20 protein-coding genes are annotated in these 20,567 nt (G+C 65.3%); 5 read left to right on the top strand and 15 right to left on the bottom strand.

Annotated elements, in window-relative coordinates; translation table 11 throughout:
* The first annotated feature begins 16 nt into the window (after positions 1 to 16).
* Positions 17 to 1,492, top strand: coding sequence for a glutamate synthase subunit beta (locus tag WCY17_RS06075; protein WP_372701316.1), 1,476 nt, complete (start codon positions 17 to 19; stop codon positions 1,490 to 1,492).
* A 104-nt stretch (positions 1,493 to 1,596) separates the two neighbouring features.
* Positions 1,597 to 2,580, top strand: a complete 984-nt coding sequence (locus tag WCY17_RS06070) for a diaminopimelate dehydrogenase (protein ID WP_372701282.1) — start codon at positions 1,597 to 1,599, stop codon at positions 2,578 to 2,580.
* 60 nt (positions 2,581 to 2,640) lie between these two features.
* On the opposite strand, the gene ntrC is transcribed toward WCY17_RS06070, so the two are convergent.
* Positions 2,641 to 4,152 carry a nitrogen regulation protein NR(I) gene (gene ntrC / locus WCY17_RS06065; protein WP_372701281.1) on the bottom strand — a complete coding sequence of 504 codons (1,512 nt, stop codon included), beginning with the start codon at positions 4,150 to 4,152 and terminating at the stop codon, positions 2,641 to 2,643.
* Positions 4,145 to 5,269: a nitrogen regulation protein NR(II) gene (gene glnL / locus WCY17_RS06060; RefSeq protein ID WP_372701280.1), complete on the bottom strand. Its 1,125-nt coding sequence runs from the start codon at positions 5,267 to 5,269 to the stop codon at positions 4,145 to 4,147. Before glnL ends, ntrC begins: the two co-directional genes overlap by 8 nt.
* Before the next feature lie 195 nt (positions 5,270 to 5,464).
* On the opposite strand from glnL, the gene WCY17_RS06055 reads away from it, so the two are divergent.
* Positions 5,465 to 5,935: a copper resistance protein NlpE gene (locus WCY17_RS06055; RefSeq protein ID WP_372701279.1), complete on the top strand. Its 471-nt coding sequence runs from the start codon at positions 5,465 to 5,467 to the stop codon at positions 5,933 to 5,935.
* Here WCY17_RS06055 and trxC read toward each other — a convergent pair.
* The 11 genes from trxC to wrbA form a co-directional block, all read right to left on the bottom strand.
* Positions 5,930 to 6,361, bottom strand: a complete 432-nt coding sequence (gene trxC, locus WCY17_RS06050; RefSeq protein WP_372701278.1) for a thioredoxin TrxC — start codon at positions 6,359 to 6,361, stop codon at positions 5,930 to 5,932. The genes WCY17_RS06055 and trxC overlap by 6 nt on opposite strands.
* Before the next feature lie 119 nt (positions 6,362 to 6,480).
* Entirely contained in the window at positions 6,481 to 7,359 is an 879-nt protein-coding gene (locus tag WCY17_RS06045; protein WP_372701277.1) for a F0F1 ATP synthase subunit gamma, read from the bottom strand.
* Positions 7,359 to 8,954 carry a F0F1 ATP synthase subunit alpha gene (locus WCY17_RS06040; protein WP_372701276.1) on the bottom strand — a complete coding sequence of 532 codons (1,596 nt, stop codon included), beginning with the start codon at positions 8,952 to 8,954 and terminating at the stop codon, positions 7,359 to 7,361. Before WCY17_RS06040 ends, WCY17_RS06045 begins: the two co-directional genes overlap by 1 nt.
* Entirely contained in the window at positions 8,941 to 9,711 is a 771-nt protein-coding gene (locus WCY17_RS06035; protein WP_372701275.1) for a hypothetical protein, read from the bottom strand. The genes WCY17_RS06040 and WCY17_RS06035 overlap by 14 nt, the downstream gene beginning before the upstream one ends.
* 6 nt (positions 9,712 to 9,717) lie before the next feature.
* Positions 9,718 to 9,996, bottom strand: coding sequence for a F0F1 ATP synthase subunit C (locus WCY17_RS06030; RefSeq protein ID WP_372701274.1), 279 nt, complete (start codon positions 9,994 to 9,996; stop codon positions 9,718 to 9,720).
* Positions 9,993 to 10,688 carry a F0F1 ATP synthase subunit A gene (locus WCY17_RS06025; RefSeq protein WP_372701273.1) on the bottom strand — a complete coding sequence of 232 codons (696 nt, stop codon included), beginning with the start codon at positions 10,686 to 10,688 and terminating at the stop codon, positions 9,993 to 9,995. The genes WCY17_RS06030 and WCY17_RS06025 overlap by 4 nt, the downstream gene beginning before the upstream one ends.
* Positions 10,689 to 10,994 carry an ATP synthase subunit I gene (locus WCY17_RS06020; RefSeq protein WP_372701272.1) on the bottom strand — a complete coding sequence of 102 codons (306 nt, stop codon included), beginning with the start codon at positions 10,992 to 10,994 and terminating at the stop codon, positions 10,689 to 10,691. It lies immediately after the preceding gene.
* The gene (locus WCY17_RS06015) at positions 10,987 to 11,346 is read right to left on the bottom strand and encodes an AtpZ/AtpI family protein (protein WP_372701271.1); all 360 of its coding nucleotides are present in this window, start codon (positions 11,344 to 11,346) and stop codon (positions 10,987 to 10,989) included. The genes WCY17_RS06020 and WCY17_RS06015 overlap by 8 nt, the downstream gene beginning before the upstream one ends.
* Positions 11,343 to 11,753 carry a hypothetical protein gene (locus WCY17_RS06010; RefSeq protein WP_372701270.1) on the bottom strand — a complete coding sequence of 137 codons (411 nt, stop codon included), beginning with the start codon at positions 11,751 to 11,753 and terminating at the stop codon, positions 11,343 to 11,345. The genes WCY17_RS06015 and WCY17_RS06010 overlap by 4 nt, the downstream gene beginning before the upstream one ends.
* Positions 11,754 to 11,767: 14 nt before the next feature.
* Positions 11,768 to 13,120, bottom strand: a complete 1,353-nt coding sequence (atpD, locus tag WCY17_RS06005; RefSeq protein ID WP_372701269.1) for a F0F1 ATP synthase subunit beta — start codon at positions 13,118 to 13,120, stop codon at positions 11,768 to 11,770.
* A gap of 66 nt (positions 13,121 to 13,186) precedes the next feature.
* Positions 13,187 to 13,783, bottom strand: coding sequence for an NAD(P)H:quinone oxidoreductase (gene wrbA / locus WCY17_RS06000; RefSeq protein ID WP_372701268.1), 597 nt, complete (start codon positions 13,781 to 13,783; stop codon positions 13,187 to 13,189).
* Between the two features lie 166 nt (positions 13,784 to 13,949).
* Here wrbA and WCY17_RS05995 point away from each other — a divergent pair, with 166 nt between their 5' ends.
* A complete protein-coding gene (locus tag WCY17_RS05995; protein WP_372701267.1) occupies positions 13,950 to 14,858 on the top strand; it encodes a LysR family transcriptional regulator in 909 nt (302 codons plus the stop codon).
* A gap of 171 nt (positions 14,859 to 15,029) precedes the next feature.
* Complete coding sequence (locus WCY17_RS05990; protein WP_372701266.1) at positions 15,030 to 15,440, top strand: DUF2628 domain-containing protein; 411 nt, start codon at positions 15,030 to 15,032, stop codon at positions 15,438 to 15,440.
* 188 nt (positions 15,441 to 15,628) lie between these two features.
* Here WCY17_RS05990 and WCY17_RS05985 read toward each other — a convergent pair whose 3' ends face one another.
* Together WCY17_RS05985 and WCY17_RS05980 are read right to left on the bottom strand one after the other, a co-directional pair.
* The gene (locus WCY17_RS05985; protein WP_372701265.1) at positions 15,629 to 19,144 is read right to left on the bottom strand and encodes a beta strand repeat-containing protein; all 3,516 of its coding nucleotides are present in this window, start codon (positions 19,142 to 19,144) and stop codon (positions 15,629 to 15,631) included.
* A gap of 102 nt (positions 19,145 to 19,246) precedes the next feature.
* Positions 19,247 to 20,512, bottom strand: coding sequence for a CsgG/HfaB family protein (locus WCY17_RS05980; protein ID WP_372701264.1), 1,266 nt, complete (start codon positions 20,510 to 20,512; stop codon positions 19,247 to 19,249).
* Positions 20,513 to 20,567: the final 55 nt, after the last annotated feature.

Raw genomic sequence — 20,567 nt, 5'->3', positions numbered from 1 at the left:
GTACAGCATGGACGATATGGACAAATTGCGCGGCTTCATGCGGATTCCGCGCCAGAAGGCGCCGACCCGGTCACCCGCAGTACGCGTGCATGACTTCCTTGAATTCGTCGAACCCATGGACACGGCCACGGCCCGCAAGCAGGCTGCGCGATGCATGGATTGCGGCATTCCCTATTGCAGCCACGGCTGTCCGGTGGGCAACATCATTCCCGACTGGAACGATCTGGTGTTCCGCGATGATTGGCATGCTGCACTGCAACGCCTGCTGTCGACCAACAATTTCCCGGAATTCACGGGCCGCATCTGTCCGGCGCCTTGCGAAGCGGCCTGTTCCCTGGCGCTTTCCGACGATCCGGTGGGAATCAAATCCATCGAGCATGCCATCATCGAGCGGGGCTGGGCCGAGGGTTGGGTCGTGCCCATGCCCGCCGAAGAACAGACTGGCAAACGGGTGGCCATCATGGGATCCGGTCCTGCGGGACTGGCCTGCGCACAGCAATTGGCGCGTGCCGGGCATGCAGTGACCGTCTTCGAGAAGAACGACCGCATCGGCGGCCTGCTGCGCTATGGCATACCCGACTTCAAACTGGAGAAGCGGCACATCGACCGCCGCATCGTCCAGATGGAGCAAGAGGGTGTGGTCTTTCGCAGCAGCAGCTACGTCGGGCACGCCGCGGATGCCAGCCGCTTCAGTCACGGCATGGCGCCCGTCACCTGTGTGCACCCAGACACCCTGTTGCGGGAATTCGACGCCATCGTCATGGCGGGCGGCTCGGAAACGCCCAGGGATCTGCCGATCCCCGGCCGCGCGCTGGACGGCGTGCGCTTTGCACTCGATTTCCTGCCCGAACAGAATCATGTCGACGCCGGCGACGATCTCGCGCAACGGTGCACCGCCCAGGGCAAGCGGGTGATTGTCATCGGCGGCGGGGATACGGGTTCGGACTGCGTGGGCACCTGCAATCGCCAGGGCGCACAGGCCGTCGCGCAATTCGAACTCATGTCCATGCCGCCCGTTACCCCCGACAGACTCATGACCTGGCCGGGTTGGCCACTGCGCCTGCGGACCTCGAGTTCACATGAAGAAGGCTGCCAGCGCGACTGGGCCATACGGACCCTGCGTTTCAACGGAGATGATGCGGGACGCGTGCGCAGCGTCTCCTGTACGCGCGTCCAGTGGCGCGGGCGCGAGATGGTGCCGGTTCCGGACAGCGCATTCGACATGCCGGCCGATCTGGTGCTGCTGGCCATGGGCTTCGAGTGCCCGCGCCAGGCCGTGGTGGATGCCTTCGGTGTGGCGCGCGATGCGCGCGGCAACGTGGCGACTGGCGGCGACGAGGGCACCCGCTACCGGACGAGCGTTCATAACGTCTTTGCTGCGGGCGACATGCGCCGAGGGCAGTCTTTGGTAGTCTGGGCGATTCGGGAAGGACGCCAGTGCGCCCGTGCGGTCGATCAGTACCTGATGGGGTCGAGTCACTTGCCCCGTTGAGTATTGGCATGATTTTTGCTTGTATCTGGGCAGGCTCAGGTCGGGCGCGACGCCCGGCATGGCCGTTTGATCAACCATGCGGGTGACCGCAAGAGGATAGCAACATGAGCGAAATTCGTGCCGCCATCGTGGGCCACGGCAACCTTGGACGAGGCGTCGAGCAGGCGCTTGCCCAGGCACTGGACATGCACCTGGTCGGTATTTTCAGCCGCCGCCCCGCAGAGGACATCCAGCCTCTGACGGCTGGCGTGCCGGTATACGCCCTGAGTGATATTGACAGTCACCAGGATACGATCGACGTGCTGATCCTGTGCGGCGGTTCCAGAAGCGACCTGCCCGAACAGGGCCCTGCACTGGCTGGGCGTTTCACCACGGTGGACAGCTTCGATACGCATGCCCGGATTCCCGATTACTACGCGGCCATGGACGAGGCCGCGCGCCAGGGGCACAACGTCTCGCTGGTTTCCATCGGCTGGGATCCCGGGCTGTTCTCGCTGAACCGCCTGCTGGCCGAGGCGGTACTGCCGCAAGGCACGACGCACACATTCTGGGGCAAGGGCGTCAGCCAGGGGCACTCCGATGCGATCCGCCGCATACCCGGTGTGCGCGCTGCCGTGCAATACACTGTTCCGGTGCCCACAGCCCTGGCACAGGTACGCAATGGCGAGAACCCCGCGCTTTCCACGCGCCAGAAGCATACCCGCGAGTGTTACGTCGTACTCGAAGAGGGCGCCAACCCGCAGACCGTGCGCGAGGCGATCGTGTCGATGCCGTATTATTTTGATGAATACGATACCCAGGTGAATTTCATCTCGGAGGCGCAACTGCAGGCGGATCACAAAGGGATGCCGCACGGCGGCTTCGTCATTCGCAGCGGCAGCACAGGTGCAGGCACCGCGCAGACCTGTGAATTTTCATTGCAGTTGCAGAGCAATCCCGAATTCACGGCCTCGGTCATGGTGGCCTATGCCCGTGCGGCGCAACGCATGAAGGCGCAGGGCCTGACCGGTGCATACAGCGTCTTTGACGTGGCCCCCGCGCTGCTGTCGCCGCGGCCCGCGGCCGAGTTGCGCCAGATGTTGCTGTAGGCACGCGTGGTCTACCGGCCAGTTGCGCCGGGCGATCAGCGATCCATGGCAGGGGCTGGATCAGGGCGTGGGCGGCCGCTCGCGGCACTTGCGCGCCAGCGTGTTGCGCCCCCAGCCCAGGCGCCGGGCGGCTTCCTGGCGCTTGCCATGTGACGCGCCCAGGGCCGCGTCAATCAGTGTGCGTTCGAAAATCGGCAGGGCCCGGGCCAGGAGATCCTGTGCGCCAGCGGCCAGCGCATCGTCGGCCCAGGCCCGCAAGGCCTGCGGCCAGTCAGGCGGGGCGGCTGTAACCGGCCCCGTTCGTGCAGGGATAGCCGATGCAGGCGCGGACCGTGCAGGCGTGGGCGGTGCAGGCGTCGCCGGGATGTCGAACGCCGGCTGTGCCGATGCGACGGGTGTCCGGGCGTCGGCCAGCAATGTGTCGGGCAGATCGCCCCGGCGGATGATGCCACCGGCCACCATCACGGTCAGCCAGCGGCAGAGATTCTCAAGCTGGCGCACGTTGCCCGGCCAGGGCAATTGCGCGAGCAGGCGCATGACGTCGTCATCCAGCCGTTTCTGCTCTACACCCATCTCCCGCGCTGCCTGAGACAGAAAGTGGTACGCCAGCTGGGGGATGTCTTCGGGACGCTGGGCCAGATCGGGCAGGCGGATGTTGATCACATTCAACCGGTAGAACAGATCCTGCCGAAAACGGCCCTCCTGGACCCGCTGCGCCAGGTCCTGGTGGGTTGCGGCGATGATGCGCACGTCCACCTCGATGAGCGAGGTGCCGCCCACCCGATAGAATTCGCCCTCCTGGAGCACGCGCAGCAGTCGCGTCTGCACGTCCAGCCGCATATCGCCGATTTCGTCGAGGAACAGCGTGCCGCCGTCGGCCTGCTCGAAGCGTCCGATGCGCCGGTTATTGGCGCCTGTGAAGGCGCCACGTTCGTGACCGAACAGTTCCGACTCGATGAGCTCCTGCGGGATCGCCGCCATATTGAGGGCAAGAAACGGCCTGGAGGCACGCGCCGAGCGCTGGTGCAGGGCCTGCGCAACACGCTCTTTGCCCGTCCCCGAGGCGCCGTTGATCAGCACCGTGGCTGATGACTGGCTCAGCCGGCCGATGGCCCGGAAGACGTTCTGCATGGCGGCGGACACGCCGATGATGTCGGGCACCGGAGACGCGGGGCCACCGGCATCCGCGGTGGCCCCTGCCTCCCGCCTCGACAGCGCGCTGCCGACGAGCGCGTTCACATCGTGGATGTCGAATGGCTTGGGCAGGTAATCGAATGCCCCGCCCTGATAGGAATTCACGGCGGCGTCCAGGTCGGGAAAGGCCGTGGTGACGATGACCGGCAAGTCCGGATAGCGTGCCCGCAGCCAGCGCAGGGTATGCAGCCCGTCGGTGCCCGGCATGCGGATGTCGGTGATGAGCACATCGGGCGCCGGTTCACCGGCCTCGAGCCGGTTCAGCGCATCATCGGCATTGTCGAACGTGGTGATGGCATAGCCTTCGGGTTGCAGGGTTTTTTCCAGCACCCAGCGGATCGAGCGATCGTCATCCAGGATCCAGATCGTGTCAGACATGGCAAGGCTCCTGCAGGACAGGCAGCCGGTCGGCCATCACCGGCAGCAGCAGGCTGAAACACGTGCAGCCGGGCTGGCTACAGCAATCGATCAGCCCATGGTGCCGGCGGGCGATGTCCTGCGCCAGTGGCAGCCCGAGCCCGATGCCGTTGGCGCGGCCCGTCACCATGGGAAAGAACAGGGCGTCCTGCAGCGATTCGGGCACGCCGGGGCCATTGTCGATGACGTCGATGCGCAGCACCAGCCGGTGACACCGGCCATGCAGGGTCAACTGGCGATCCGCGCGCGTGCGCAGCAGGATGCGCGCATCGGGCACAGCATGTTCCACCAGGACTTGCATGGCATTGCGCACCAGATTCAGCAACACCTGCACAAGCTGGTCGTGATCGGCCAGAATGGTGGGCAGGCTGGGATCATAGTCGCGCATGATCGGCAACCCCGGCTGCTCGACCTGTACCAGCGTGCGCGCACGCTCGAGACATTCATGGATATTGACTTCACTGCGCGCAGCGGCCGGGCCGATACCCAGCATGCGCCCAGCCAGTGCCTGCAGCCGATCACTCTCGGCGATGATGACGTTCAGGTACTCCTGCCATTCGGGGTCCGGCAGGGCCGTGGCCATCAGTTGCGCCGCCCCGCGTATGCCCCCCAGCGGATTGCGGATCTCGTGGGCCATGCCCCGCACGAGCTGGTTGATGGCCTGTTGTGCCTGGGCGCGACCCTCCTCGCGGGACAGGCGCAACTGGCGCTCGACCGGCTGCATCTCCAGCAGCAGAAACGGGGTGCGGCTGCCTGCATGCGCATCGACCTGGCCGTCTTTCTCCAGCCGTGCAACGCTGTAGTCTATGGTCTGCATCATGCCCGTCAAGGTACGCACAGGCACTTCGCGGCAGGTGATCGACTGCCCGATCTTCAGGCATTCCCGCAGGGTATCGGCCATGCCGCCATCGTCCTGCCAGCAGGACTCGAGCGCGCGCGCCCGCAGGTGCCGGCGGCTGGCGGACAGCAATGCCTCAGCGGCCGCGTTGAGATAATGGATGGTCAGCGTGTGGTCGAGCAGCACCAGGGCGGTGCGCTGGCTGTCCAGCAGCAGACGATGAAGGACCGGTTTGCCCACGGAAGTTCCATTCGTTGGGGATGCACCATCATGATGCGATTTTTGTGATTATGCTCGCTTTTTGTGCAACCCGGCCCAGACCGATTGCAGGACCAGACCCGTTATAGTAGTCAAGCCAGGTGCATGGATTGAACCTGGCACATGAGATCGCGCACACCGCGCAAACCGCAGGGGATACCCAAGGAGGACCACCGCATGTTCAGAACAATCACGAAACTGGCCGCATTCGCCATGGTCCTGGGCCTCGCCGCCTGTGCGGGCAGGCCACCCGCGCCGACCCCACCCGACCCCGCCCACAATGCCCGCAATGCGCTCGACTGGGCTGGATCCTACCGCGGCATCCTGCCATGCGCCGATTGTGAAGGCATCGAGACCACCATCAATCTGTACGCCGATGGGCAATACTGCGCGCAACTCGTCTATCTGGGCAAACCGGGCACGCCGTGGCTGGAGCACGGGGCCTTCACCTGGGGCCCTGAAGGCAATTCAGTCACCCTGCAGGGCAGCGAACCCAGCCATTACTTCGTGAGCGAGAATCGGCTCGTGCGCCTGGCCGCCGATGGCAGCCGGATCCAGGGGCCACTGGCACCGAAATACGAATTGCCGCGCATCGCGCCCACAGCGTGGCCCGGCTGCCCGAAGCCGCAGGATACGCCTCGCTCATAGATTCGCCTCGACCCACTGACGAAACTGGGCTGCGGGCAGGGCCCCGGACACCCGGGCCACTTCGCGCCCCTGGCGGAGCATGACCAGTGTCGGAATGCTGCGGATATTGAAACGTTGCGCCAGGGCAGGTTCGGCCTCGGTGTCGACCTTCAGGAAGCGAGCACGCGGCTCGAGCTGCCGTGCGGCATCTGCAAATATGGGTGCGAACTGGCGGCATGGGCCACACCATGTGGCCCAGAAATCCACCACCACCGGCAGGTCGCTGCCCGCGTGCGCATCGAACGCCTGTTGGCCGGCGGCAATGGGGGCACCGGTGAAGAGAGGCTGCTTGCAGACCCCGCAATGGCCGCCATCCTGCAGACGGTCGGCGGGTACGCGATTCTTGCGGTGGCAATGCGGGCATGCCACGATCAATGGGGATGTCATGTCGGAAGGCCTGTGATGAAGCCCGAAGGCAACAGAAACTGTGATGAAGACTATATTGGGGCATACCGGTGAAGTGCAATGCCCTGCCCGGGGCATACCGGTAGAGTGCAGTGCCCGGCCTACCCATGCGCCAGAATGATGTCCATGATCTCCTGGGTGATCTGATCCTGGCGAACAGACGACATCTCGAGCTTCAGTTGTGCCATGCGCTCATCGACCGATTGCTCGGCCTGCTGCATCAGGGCCAGGCGCGCGGCATTTTCCGTGACCATGGCTTCTGCCGATGCCCGAAAGACGCTGGCAAACAGGTGGTGGCGCACCAGCGCCGACAATTGCGCAGCCGGCGCCAGGGTGAAATCCGGCAAGGCCCGCGAGGGCCAGCGTGCCGGGGCCTGCAGCAACTGGGGCGGCAAGGGCAGCAATGCGCTGATGGCCGGCGCCCGCAGCCCGTGCCCGACCCGGCGCGTATACGCCAGCCAGACCCCCAGCCGGGTGAGTGGCTGGCCGCGGCTGCGCTGCTCGATCTGCTGCACCACTTCGCTGGCCAGGCGTGCCACGCCATCGACCGACGCAGGCGGGCGCAGGCGGTGCTCGACGGTCATGCCGCGCTCTTCGAGGGCGGCCTGCAGGCGCGCCCCTGCGCACAATACCTGGGGATGCCCCTCCTGCCGATCCGCAGCCTGTACGCACAACTGCAGCACTTCGGTGGCCAGCACCTCGTTGTAATTGCCGCAGAAGCCATGATCGGAGCCAAAGGCCACCACGATCCCGTGGCGTATCCCTCGGCGGTCACTGGTACCGGGCCAGCCAGTCTGCATGCGATGGGCGAACGCCGAAAACCCCCGACGGATGGTGGCCTGATAGGCCTCGATGGCCAGGGCCGCCTCTTCATAGGGCGCCGCATTGATGGCTGCCAGGCTTTTCATGGTGCGCACGATGCCACGGATGCTGGCGAGCGTATGCCCTTGTCGCGACAGGGCTTCGAGCGACTGTGCCATTACGGCCTGCCGCGCCGTGCGGCAGGCGGCACGCCGCCGACGGCCTCGCGAGCGACCTGCAGGATGCGCTGGCGATCGTCCTGGCCCAGACGCGCGCCCGTCATGGCCTGGGCCTGCAGATCCGGCAGGGCCTGGCGTGCGGCAACACGCAGCTGACCCATGGCCGCCATGACCCGGCTGGCCGACAGGCCATCGAACAGACCCTCCATGGCGGCGATCAGCACGGCCAATTGCTCGATCACCGGCATCGGATCGCGCTCGGCCTGGCGCAGCGCCATGCGCACCGCGGCACCGCGCGCCAGATGCGCCCGGGCGGTGTCATCCAGACGGGTGCCGAAGCGGGCGAAGTCTTCGAGTTCCTCGAACTGCGACAGCGTGACCCGCAGATTGCCGGAGACATCACGCAGGCTGCGATTCTGCGCCTTGCCGCCCACGCGCGAGACCGACAGGCCCAGATCCACCGCCGGAAACTGATTGCGGCGCACCAGGCGGGGAGACAGGTAGATCTGCCCGTCGGTGATGGAAATGAGATTGGTGGGAATGTATGCGGCCAGATTTTCGGCCTCGGTCTCGACCACCGGCAGCACGGTGATGGAACTGCCCCCCAGCGCCTCGCTGAACTGCCCCGCGCGCTCGAGCAGGCGGGCATGCACGTAGAAAATGTCGCCCGGAAAGGCCTCGCGACCCGGCGGGCGGCGCAGCAGCAAGGACAGCTCGCGGTAGGCCCGCGCGTGGTGCGTCATGTCATCGAAGACCACCAGCACATCCTGCCCCTGTGCCGCAAAATACTCGGCCATGGTCATCGCGCCATACGGCGCCATGTAGGCCAGCCCCGGGGCTTCCTCGTCACCGACGTGCATGACGATGCTGCGACTGCGCATCCCGTTCTCGGTCAATGCCCGGATGACCCGCGCCACCGCGTCGCCACGCTGGCCAATCGCGCAGTAGATGCACAGCACCGCGCTGTCGCGCTGGTTCAGCATGGTATCGATGGCCATGGAGGTCTTGCCCGTCTGCCGGTCGCCGATGATCAGCTGGCGCTGCCCCAGACCCACCGGGATGGCGGCGTCCACCGCCTTGATGCCCGTGAGCAGGGCGCGCGATACGGGCGCGCGCTCAAGAATGCGCGGCGCCTCGGCCTCGACGGGGCGCTGCAGCGTCGCACGCACCGGCCCCAGGCCATCGATGGGCCGGCCCAGCCCGTCTACCACACGCCCCAACAGGGCGGCGCCCACCGGCACGCTGACCACCTTGCGCGTGCGCCGGGCACTTTCACCCGGACGGATCATTTCGGCGGGCCCCAGCAGCACTACCCCCAGACGGTCGGGCTCGAGGTCCAGCACGACCCCATGAGCACCACTGTCGAACACGATGAGTTCGTCGGCCAGTGCCTGCATGAGGCCGGAGACGGTGGCCACGCCATCGCCTACATCGGTGACGACCCCCATCTCGGACAGGGTCGGCCCGGGCGCGGGCAGGTCGAGCAGGCGGCTGCGCCAGCGGGCAAAGGCACGATCGGGATCGCGCGGCACCCCCCCGCCCGGCGCCCGTGGCAAGCCGGACACGCCGGCAGCCGACCCTTCAGACCCCATCATGCCCTTCTTCATGACGCAGGGCGGCCGCATGATGTTGGGCCACCCTGTCGTCGAGTTCATCCATGTAGCTGTCTATCGTCCAGGCCAGCTGCACGCCCCCCATCTGGAGGATCAGCCCCGGAGACTGTTCGGGATCGGTGGCATAGTCCAGTTGCACACCCGGGAGCACGGTCTGCAGATCGGTGTCGAGCCGTTGCCGTGCCTCGGGTGCCAGGGGCTGATGCGTGGACACCCGCGCCTGCTGCCCGGCCGCCACCGTGGCGCCCAGTTCGGTGACCAGGGGCCGGATCTGCTGCGCGGCCTTGCGCGCGATGGCCGCTTCGAGGGGTTCATCGGCCAGATCGACCAGCACCTTGCGGGCCATGTCGAACACGGTGCGGGCAGCGGCCTGGTGCAGGCGCTGGATGAATTCCTGGCGCTCGCGCTCGAGGTGCACCCCCCAGCCGGCCTGTTCCTGCTTGAGCTGACGCCGCGCATCCGCCATGATCTGCTCGCGTTCATGCTCGGTGGCCGCCAGCGCCTGGGCCACGGTCGCCTCTTGTTCGGCCAGTGTACGCTCGAGCGCCTGCTCGTACTGCACCCCGGTCGCCATGGCTTTTTCATGCGCGGCCTCGGCCTCGGCCATGCGACGCGCGATGGCGGCTTCGCGCGCATCGATGCCGTTCAGGATGGGAAGATAAAGGAAACGGCGCAGCAGCCAGACCAGCACCAGAAAATTGGCAAGCTGTGCGAGTACGGTGACCCAGTCGATCGACATGGCGCATCAACCCCCCGCTGCACTGCGCACGGCATCCCAGAACGGATTGGCAAAAATCAGGATCAGCGCCACCACGAAACAATAGATGCCCGACGACTCGACCATGGCCAGGCTGACGAACAGCGTGCGCGACAGCGTAGGCGCCGCATCGGGCTGCTGGGCAATGGCCGCCATGGCGGCGGCCGCCGCCCGCCCTTCGCCCAGTGCGGCGCCAAATGACCCGATGGCTACGGTCAGGCCGGCCGTCAGGATGGAGATCAGGGCAACAAGCGTCAGTTCGGTCATGGCGTGTCCTGTGGTGAAGCCTCGGGGCTGGCATCGGCCATTACGGATGAAATATATACGGCCGCCAGAATGGCGAAGATGTAGGCCTGGATGACACCCACCAGCAGGCTGAACAGATCCATGACGACCGGAAAGAAAAACGGGGCAATGCCCAGCAGAATGGCGGCGATCACGGCCCCGCTCATCACATTGCCGTACAGGCGGATGGACAGCGACACCCCTTTGGACAGTTCGCCAATGAGGTTGAAGGGCAGGACGATGATGGAAGGTTGCGCCAGCCGGGCCAGATAATGGCGCACACCGCCATGCATGATGCCGAAGGCCGGCACGGCCAGCAGCACCGCCAGCGTGAGGGCCACCGTGGTGGACAGCGAACCCATGGGTGACCGGAACCCGGGAATCACGGCCATCAGGTTGGCGGCCGCAATGAACAGGAACAGGGTGCCGGAAAAGATCATCACCTGACGCACTGCGGTGCGGGTGACGGCGTGGATCTGCCCCTGGATGAGTTCGACCATGACCTCCAGCGCAGAGCGCCAGCGCCCGGGGGGCACATCGGGGCGCAGCCGGCGGGTCACGAGCCAGGACACCCCGACCAGTACCGCCATCACGATCCAGGTGTTGATGATGGTCGCATTGAGCTGGATGTCGCCGAGCGTGAGGACGATGTGGGTGTCGGGCGTGAGTTCCATTCAGTATCCCTGTCCGGGCGCGGGCGCTTGCCGTACCCTGCGCACCCGGCGCACGCCGAGCATGCGCGCCAGCACGAACGCCAGCAGGAAACCCGCCGGAGCCCACAGCGGGTGCACGGCACGCGCCAGCCACAGGCCGGCCCCCAGCAGCAGGGCTGCACGGCCCAGAAAGCTGGCTGCCAGGATCAGTGCGGGCTGCGTGCTGGCCAGGGCGCGGCGCATGCCCCACCACAGCCCCAGGAAAAACAGCACACTGACGGGCAGGCCAACCACGAACCCGAGGAGCAAGGCATGCGTATCAATCATGATCTGGTTTCTTGCCGGGATAGTCTGTGTTCTTGCCGGGCTGGATGCCCGGTTCGGAATCATCGTCGCGGGCGCGCCGGCTTTCCCGGCTGACCCAGTTCGACACCACGATGATACCAATTACGAGCCCGCCCAACATCAGGGCAATGGGCCAGGAGAATGACTGGGGCGCCACCCGGTCGAGCCACAGACCCAGCAGCGCCCCCCCCACGGTGGGAATCGCGACCGACCAGCCTATGACGCCGAACGCGCTCAGGCCCTGCAGGCTGCTGTAGGGTGGCCGACTGCGCGCACGCCCCATGCGCCGGGCCTGGCGACGGATTGGATCGATCGGGTCATCGTCGGGGCTCATGCGGCCGGCTTCCGAAGATCGCTGAAATGACGCAGGATGCCGATTTCGAGCCGCGACAGCGCCGTGCGCGCCACCCGTTCGGTTTCATCGACCACCATGAAACTGGTTTCGAGGGCACCCGAGAGGCTGGCCAGGTCGTCGGCCTGCACCCCGCGCTGGATGGCGACATCGACCTGATGCCCCCATTTGACCAGCAAGCCATGATCGATGCCGAAATACAGCTCGCGGCCCTGGGGGTCGCGCAGCACCAGAATGGAAGGCACCAGCGACGCAATGTGGTCGGCATGGTTGGGCCAGATGCCGAAGGCCCCGTTCTCGGCCACCGCCTGAAGGCTGATGGCATCCCCCTGAAACAGCAACCGCGTGGGCAGATGCAGGCTGACCTGCATGCACTGGCTCATGCTCATGCAACCATCTCCAGTCACAGGGCACCCTTCATATAGTAGTCCATTTCATTGTCGCTGAAGTGCACCTGCTCGAGGATGCTTTCACAACCCGCCAGGGTCTGCCCGATCGAGACCCGCTCGCCTGCCACGCCGCTGAATTGCTCGGCCACGTGAAAGGGTTGCGTAAGAAAACGCTCGAGGCGACGCGCCCTGGCCACCACGGCGCGATCCGCTGCTGACAGTTCTTCGAGCCCCAGCATGGCGATGATGTCGCGCAATTCTTCGTACTCTGCCAGCGTGCGCTGCACGGCCCGGGCGATCTCGTAGTGCCGCTCGCCCACCACCGCCGGGGTCAGCATCACCGAGGTCGACGCCAGCGGATCGACCGCTGGATACAGGCCTTCGGCGGCGCGCTTGCGCGACAGCACCACCGAGGCCGACAGATGCGAAAAGATATGGGCTGCCGCAGGGTCGGTGAAATCGTCGGCCGGCACGTAGACGGCCTGCACCGAAGTGATCGCCCCGCGATGGGTGGACGTGATGCGTTCCTGCAATGCGGCCAGTTCGGTTGCCAGGGTGGGTTGATAGCCCACCCTGGACGGCATGCGCCCCAGCAGGCCGGAGACTTCGGCGCCCGCCTGCACGAAACGGAACACGTTGTCCATCAGCAACAGGACATCCTGCCCCAGATCATCGCGAAAATATTCTGCCATGGTCAGGGCGGATTTGGCCACCAGGAAACGCACCCCGGGGGCTTCGTTCATCTGGCCAAACAGGAGCACGGTCTTGTCGCGCACCCCCGCTTCGCCCATTTCGCGGTAGAGTTCCTCGGCCTCGCGCGAGCGCTCGCCAATGCCGCAGAACAGGCTGACGCCCTGATAATGCTGCACGGTGTTGTTGATCAGTTCGTTGATCAACACCGTCTTGCCCACGCCAGCCCCGCCAAAAAGGCCCGCCTTGCCGCCCCGCCCGATGGGCGAGAGCAGATCGATCGCCTTGATGCCCGTCTCGAGCAATTCGTCTTGCACGGTACGGTCCTTGAGCGGTGGCGGCGGCCGATGGATCGGGCGCCTGAATGCGGCAGCGGGCTCCGGCCCGTCATCGAGCGGCCTGCCGAACATGTCGAGCATGCGCCCCAGCACCGCGTTGCCCACCGGCACCTGGATCGGCATGCCGGTGGCCACCACCGCAGCCCCCAGCCCCAGGCCGCGCACCGGCGCAAGCGCCAGGCAGCGCACCCTGCCCTCGCCCAGCAGCGTGGCGACCTCGAGCGGAAGATCACCCGCCAGGAGCATGTCCTGGATACGCGGGCCTGGCCCTGGAAAAACGGCATCGACCACATCGCCGCGAATGCGGACCACCGTGCCACTGTGCGCCTGTGCAGTCATCCTGGCCCTCCGAGACCGGTTCCTGGTGGCCGGGCATCGGCCTGATGCGGGCCCGGTGCCCGGGTTTCACGCCACGGCGAGCTTTTCCGCCACCTCGACCAGGCGGCGCGTCTGATGCGCAATGGCTGCCTTGTTGTCGTCCGTGAGGGGCTGGCCCTGGGTGTGGCTGTAGCCATACGGGTTGCCCCCGGACTTGAAGATGGACTGATCCGTGAAGCCCGGCGCCACCACGATACCACCCCAGTGAAAGACCGTGGTGTACAGGGACAGGATCGTGGCCTCCTGGCCACCATGCGTGTTCTGCGCCGATGACATCGCCGACATGGGCTTGTCGGACAGGCTGCCCTGCGCCCATACGCCCCCCAGCGTATCGATGAACGCCCGCATCTGGCTGGCCATCACGCCAAAGCGTGTGGGTGCGGAAAACAGGTAGGCATTGGCCCATTCCATGTCCTGCGGCGTGGCCCTGGGGATATGGGCCATGCGCTCGGCCTGGGCCTTCCAGGCCTCCTGTCCGGCCACGACCTCGGCTGGCGCCGTTTCATTGACCCTGAGCAGCCGCACTTCGGCACCCGCTGCACGGGCGGCTTCGGCCGCCACCTCGGCCATTTGATGGTTGGTTCCGTACGTCGAGTAATACACGATGGCCAGTCTGACGCTCATTTTCTTGCTCCTGTAAGAGATCCGGAACCGGCGCTGCATGATGTATCGGGCAGATCGCCCGATGCGCAACCCCGGATGACATGTGGATCATGATAGCTGTTTCATATATAAAGAAAAACAGGGACAATAGAACAATGTATTCCCGAATATGGCACAATCCATTCCGATGACACCGTTCGAACTGTATGCCGATGACCTGATCCTGTTTGCCCAGATCGTCCAGGCCGGCACCTTCACGCGGGCCGCCGAACGCACCGGCTTGCCCAAGTCCACCCTGTCCCGACGCCTGGCGGCCCTTGAAAACCGCCTTGGCGAGCGCCTGATGCAGCGCAGCACCCGGCGGCTCACGCTCACCGAGTTCGGCGAAAAAATGCTCATGCACGCCCAGAACATCAGCGATGCCACCGAGTCTGCCGTTGAACTGGCGCACAACCGGCGCGCCATGCCCCAGGGCGTGCTGCGCGTCTCGCTGCCACCCGAGTTCCAGGAATTCGGCATCGTGCCGATTCTGGACCGGTTCACGCAACGCTACCCGCAGGTCCCCATTGAACTCGACCTCTCGGCACGCCGTGTGGATCTGGTGGCCGAACGCTTCGACCTCGCCATCCGCGCCGCCACCAGCCTGCCGGATGACAGCGCCCTGGTGGCCCGTCATCTGGTGACCATGGCCAGCGGCCTGTACGCCAGTCCGGCCTATCTGGCCCGGCATGGCACGCCGCGGCGGCCCGAAGATCTGGCCAGCCATGCCGGCCTGCTGTTGATCGCCAGTGACGGCCGGCCCCAGACGTGGCGCCTGACGCATGCCCGGCGCATCTGGGAAGGCCAGCCCCCGCAGCACCTGGCCGCCAATTCCATCGGCCTGCTGCGCGCCCTGGCGGAACAGGGCCATGGCATTGCCGGCCTGTCGGGGCCATCGGCTGCAGATCTGGTCAGGCAAAAGCGCCTGCAACGGGTGCTGCCCGATTGGGCGCTGCCGGCCACCACCCTGTGGTGCGTGACCCCCGGCAGACGGCTGCTGCCACAGCGCAGCCTGGCCTTCATCGCCCTGCTGAAAGACACGGTGAGCGCCACCTGAGCCACCCGATTCCCGGATGCGTGTGGCCAGCCACACTGGTTCTTGCCTGCAGGGTCGGGTATCACGGGATCCTGCAGAGTCTGGCATCACGGGATCCTGTAGGAGCGTGGGCAGGATGAAAGTATACTGGCCGCATCCGGTTGGTCGGAAACGTGCACGCAAGGGGCTCGCATGCGGACCTTTACCGTCTACAAGAATCAGATCAATGGCTATACAGACGCGGTAAAACAGGGGTTCTCGTGGCCCGCACTGTTCTTCGGCCCGTTCTGGATGCTGGCCAAGACGCTGTGGGGCCGGGCCATCCTGTGGTTCTGCCTGCTGATCTCAATGAGTCTGGTCATCGATGGGCTCGAACGGTTCACGGCAGGCCACATGCAGGATACCAGCGAACTGGACATGCTGCTCTGGGTCTCGCTGGCTGCCATGGCCATGAACATGTTCCTGTGGCTGTATCCGGCGTTTCGCGGCAACCGCTGGCGCGAGGGCCGGCTGCTGCGCAGAGGCTATCTGCCCGTGGCCACCCTGGCCGCCCGCAACCCGGATGCGGCCATCGCCGCCGCAATCGACAGCCTGGCCGATTGAGCCGGTTCGTTTGCCCGCGTACCACGGGGCCCGAATGCACAACCCGTGAATGCACAGCCTGAATGCACAGCCTGAATGCACAGCCTGAATGCACAGCCTGAATGCACAAAGCCGCAGGCGGGGCCTGCGGCTTTGTGTTCCTTCGGTCGCTGCCGCCCAGGCCGCGAAGCCCGGGCGAAGAGGCCCGCTCAGTTACCCAGCGTGATATGGCTGACCGAGGCATTGCCCACGGCGGTTGCCATGATGGTATTGCCGCCGATCACGGCCGTGCCCGGCCCGGCTGCGACACCAATGCCCATGTTGTTCACGGACGCGGTAATATCGCCCGTGTTCATCTGGGCTGACACCAGGGTTGCGGTAGTGGGCAGCATGCCGACCGTCGATGACGCGCTCAGGCTGTTGTAGGCCGTATTGCCATAGGCCACGCTGGCTACCGCATTGTTGAGCACGTTGGCCGTGTAGCCATCACTGGCCGCAGACGTGAACACCCCGATGCCCGGGCTGAAGCCGCCCACGACCGGTGTCGTCGGCCCGGCGACCGACGAACTGATGGCGGCCAGGTTGTGCTGCGTGCTGCTGGAGCTGAAGTCGCCCATGATGCCGGCGGCCCCGGTGGCATTCAGGGCGTTGCTGGCGCTGTTGCCGTAGGCGCTGGCCAGCACCTGGTTGCCCTTCACCGTCAGGACACTGCCGTCAGCCAGCGAGGCTGACCCGGTGCCGACCCCCGCCGTCGTGGTGCTTGCCATCACCGTCGAGGCATTGTCCTGCACGTTGGAAACCGATGCCGAAGCGCCATTGCCGGTGTCGGTATCGATCGTCACGCCGTTGGTGGCGTCATTGCCAAAGGCCACGCTGCGCGTGACGTTGTCGAGCACTGCAGCATCAGGCAGTGCGCCCGAAGCCTGCACGCCGAGCAGCGACGTGCCCGTGGTTGCGACAGTCACCGAACCCAGCGCATTTTGCTGGTTGATCACCTCGAGATCGCCCCCCTGGATGGAACCCGCCTGGGCCGCGAGGATGTTGGTGGCCGTGTTCTGCCCACCGGTCGCCTCGATGCGGTTGCCCGAAACGGTGGCATCGCCCAGGATATCACCACCCAGGGCCAGGATGGCCAGACCACCCTCCGTGGCAGCATTCACGGTAACCGGAGTATAGACACCGTTATTCGGAGCATCATCAACAGGCCCCTGATTGTTGGTTATCGTGGCCGCGGCACCATCACCAAAGGCCAGCACTGTATCCGCCGCAAGGCTGAGTGAATTGTCGGCGGCATTGGCGATCGCAGAAGATTGCAGCAGGTTGTCCAGCAGGTGGCTGCTGCCGGCAATGTTGCCCGTGGGCGCGACAATCATCACCTGGCCGGCGGTGGAGGCACTCACCAGTACGCCATCTTCCACCACGCCCGGTGTGCCCCCCGGTTTCATATTGGTGCTCTGTGTATTTTCAAGCGATACATCGCCATCGAGTGCCAGATTGCCGCCGGCCAGCGCCAGGGCATTGTCCGCCTGGCTGCCAAGCGCCGTGGAGCGGATCTCATTGCCCAGCACATCCGAAGTGCCCGTGACCCCGCCGGCGGCCACGATGCCGACCAGCGGGCCGTTGTCGCCCCCAAGAGTTTCAGCCGAGATCTCTGCCCCGGTGACATGCTGCCGGTTGATGATATCTTGACGATTGATATCTTGCTGACCCGATTCCGGGATGGCGAGGGTCGTATCCACCGTGACGTCGAGGTCGTTGTCAGCCAGGTTGCCGCTGGCGGCCGAAGACAGGGTATTGCGGTCGACCACCGCATTCGAGGGTGTATCGGCACCACTGTTCTCGGCCAGTTGGGCCTGGATGCCCGGGCTCTCGGTCGTGCTCTTCGCATCCGTCCCCGAGAATTGCACATTCATGACAGCCGCAGTGAACGATGCCGAGCCGGCCGTGGCCTGCAGGCCATTGTCAGCCTCATTGACGCTCGCCCGGCTGACCACCACGTTGCGCGTCAAGGCCACATTGGCTGGCTCGTCTTCGGCGTTCTGCAGATTGGCCCACAGGCTGCCCGTGCCCTCGGCGTTCACCGAACCGTCCAGGCTGGCCTGGTTATTGCTGACGATGAAGGCCAGCCCATCTGCCGTGGACTGGATGCCGGTATCGGTGTCCAGGTCGATCTGATTGCCAGCCACATTGCCCGTGGCCGAGGCCCCGAGGACGTTGCGCGCCAGGACCACCTGGCCGGTCTGTGCCAGAGGCCCGCCACCGCCAGCAGCCTGCACGGCAACTACGGTGTCATTGTTCGCGCCAATGGTGGCATTCAGATTGTGCTGCATGCTGGCGATGGCCGCGCTGGCCCCATCGATGCCGGTGCCTGCCGCAATGCCCAGGGCATTGTCGGCGTCATTGCCGGTGGCCGATGCCCACGACGCATTGCGGGTCACCGAAATATCACCTTCGCCCCCCGTGCCGCTGACGACGACGGGGCTGGCCGTAATGGTGGATTGCAGGGTGACCCCGCCGTAGTTCTGCTGCAGGTTGGCGATGGCCAGCGTGGCATCCTGAACGTCGACATTCCAGCCGTGCGAACTGACACTACCCGCTACCGCTACGCTGGGCGCTGCGTCATTGCCGGATACCGTAGTGGCCGCAGCCACATCAGCCGCATTGGCCACGGCATTGCCCTTGGTCTGCGCGATGATGCGGTTGCCGGTCACCGTGACCGTGCCATCGATTGCCTTGTCGTTGGTCGAGACGGCCACGCCGCTGCCCGAAACCGTGGCCCCTTGGTCAGGCGAAGGATGCTGGGGCGCGGTCCAGTCGAGCTGCAGGTTGCTGACGGCGACGCTGCCTTCGAAGGCGCCCCCCGAACCTTCGTAGGTATTGCGGGCATCGTTGTCGTTGAAGGTCGCACTGACCTCATTGCCGGACACCGTGATCGTGTCGCCCGTACCCAGATCGGCCGTGTCAGCGGTGACCCGCACGCCCGAGCCCGATACGTTCGCCCCGGATGCGCCCGAATTGATGTTACTGCGTGCCTTTTGGGCGTTGGCGATCGCGCCGGTCGCGTCAGCTTCGGCGACGCCGGTATAGCTCGGGTCACCAACATGGTCGCTGGTGGCCAATGCACTGCCTTCGTTACCCGCCGAACCCGCGACGAAATCGGTGTCGCTCACCGCGCTCTCGGCCTGATTCAAGGTGGCACCCGCATGGATCGTGTTGCCCACGACGTCGTTGGTACCGTTGCTGAAGGTGATGGTGGCCGGCGAGTTCGTGATCGAGGCCTTCACCTGCTGGCCACCCGCACCCAGCCTGACGGCCTGGCCGGTGGCTACGGAAAATTCCAGCTGACTGGCCAGCTCATCGGCATCCAGCGTCTGCACCGCACTGTTGCCCAGCGCATTGGCGAGCAACTGGTTGGTCGTGATGATGACGGCGTCACCCGGGTCGCCACTGGGCGAACTGGTAAACAGCGGGCTATCGGCAATCGAGGCATCGACGATGCCTTGCTGGAACTGCGCCGTGCCGAGATAAGGCGGTGCCGGAGAAATCGGCGGGTTCGGCGTCAGTACGATATCATCAACTGACGTGGGCGTATTCGGTATCAGGACCGATACATCGGCGGCTACAGCGGCGTTGACCAACCCCAGGATCAGAGCCAGGCCCGAGGCACTGGCAACGGTACGGGCACGAGGGTTGCATCGCGCACTGGATCTGGACTTCTTCTTCATATCGAACTCCCTGTGAGTTTCATGGCCCAGGCCTACGCTGCGATGCCACGGCACGTGGCCCGGTTGGGGTACAACATCTCTTGGTTCTGCAAAACCAGATGCCTACTGTGGCGTGACGCTGACCACGGCAAATATCTGGTAGCCTGCGCCATCCCGACGGATCGAGGTGTCGGATGGCGCCGGTTCCCAGGTCAGGCGTACGCGCGAGGGGTGCACACCACGCACCGCCAGGGCGTCACGCAGGTTGCGCACGCGCTGGCCAGTGAGCTCCTGGCGTTTCATGGATGACCAGTTCTCGTTGTCACGGGCGATGATCTGGACCTCCACAATCTTGTTCTTGGCGGCATCGGCCACGATGCGCTCGATGGTCGAGCTCGACTGCTGGCTGATGCCGGGGTCGCCGAATTCATACAGCACCTGGTAGCTGTTGCCACCTGACAGGGCGGGCCCGGCGTTGGTCGCCCGGCTGATGGGCACCGGGGCGGCAGCCACAGCCGCCGTCTGCGTTTGCGCAGCAGTGGCCTGCGGCTGTACCGGGGCAGGGGCCACTGCCTTGGCCGGGGCCTTGCCGGCCTTGCCATCTGCGAGCGCCTGGGCCAGGCAGGCCTGGGGATCCAGCTGGTAGACTGAGCCCAGCAGGTCGAGTACGCCCTGCTCGAGGGCATAGCGCACCCCGAGCTGCAGGGGTTCCATGTTCTTGGCGCCCAGGTTGATGTCGAACAGGTCGCTGCCAAAGAAACGGAACACATCGAGGCCGACCTCGAAACCGGTGATCTGCTTCTGCAGGCTGACGGTATCGACCACCACCAGCGTCCTGGTGTCCACGATGCGCAGGTCGACGCCTATGCTCATGGTGAAGGTGCGCGCCTTCGGGCCGATCTGGTTGATCAGGAACTCGCCGCCGCCTGACTGGATGTTGTAATTCAGTTCGGTGATGCCGCCCACGATGTAGTAGTCTGAACGCAGGATGGTGCCGCCGAAATACGGCACCCAGGGCACGCTCTGCTGGCCTTGTGGGGTCTGCAGCACGTGTTCGCCGCCGTCACCCAGCTGGCGCCGGTCTATATAGGCCAGTTCGAGTTCGGCGATGCGCGTATCGAAGCGCTCGTGCAGCTGGATAGCACGGCCCATCTTGCCCAGTGCCGAGTACACCATCAGGGCCCCGCCCTGGGTGATGGCACTGCCATCGTTCTGGCTGTATTTGCCGGTGTAGTCTTTCACGTCGCCCACGGCGATCGACAGGCGGGGCTTGCGCCGGGCGATGATGTCGTTGGCCAGGCAGGCAAACGCGCCGTCTATGGGTGTGCGGTTGCCGTGCACCGCCGGGCCGTGCACGACCGGGGCTTCGTCTGGAAACCGCTTGTGCATCGAAATGGATGCACAACCGCTAAGGGCCAGCACGCCGATCAGGGGAATGAGCCTG

This window comes from Castellaniella sp. (assembly GCF_041677825.1).
Classification (GTDB): domain Bacteria; phylum Pseudomonadota; class Gammaproteobacteria; order Burkholderiales; family Burkholderiaceae_B; genus Castellaniella.
Note: the sequence above shows the minus strand (reverse complement) of the source record. Positions and strands in the feature narration are given on the sequence as shown.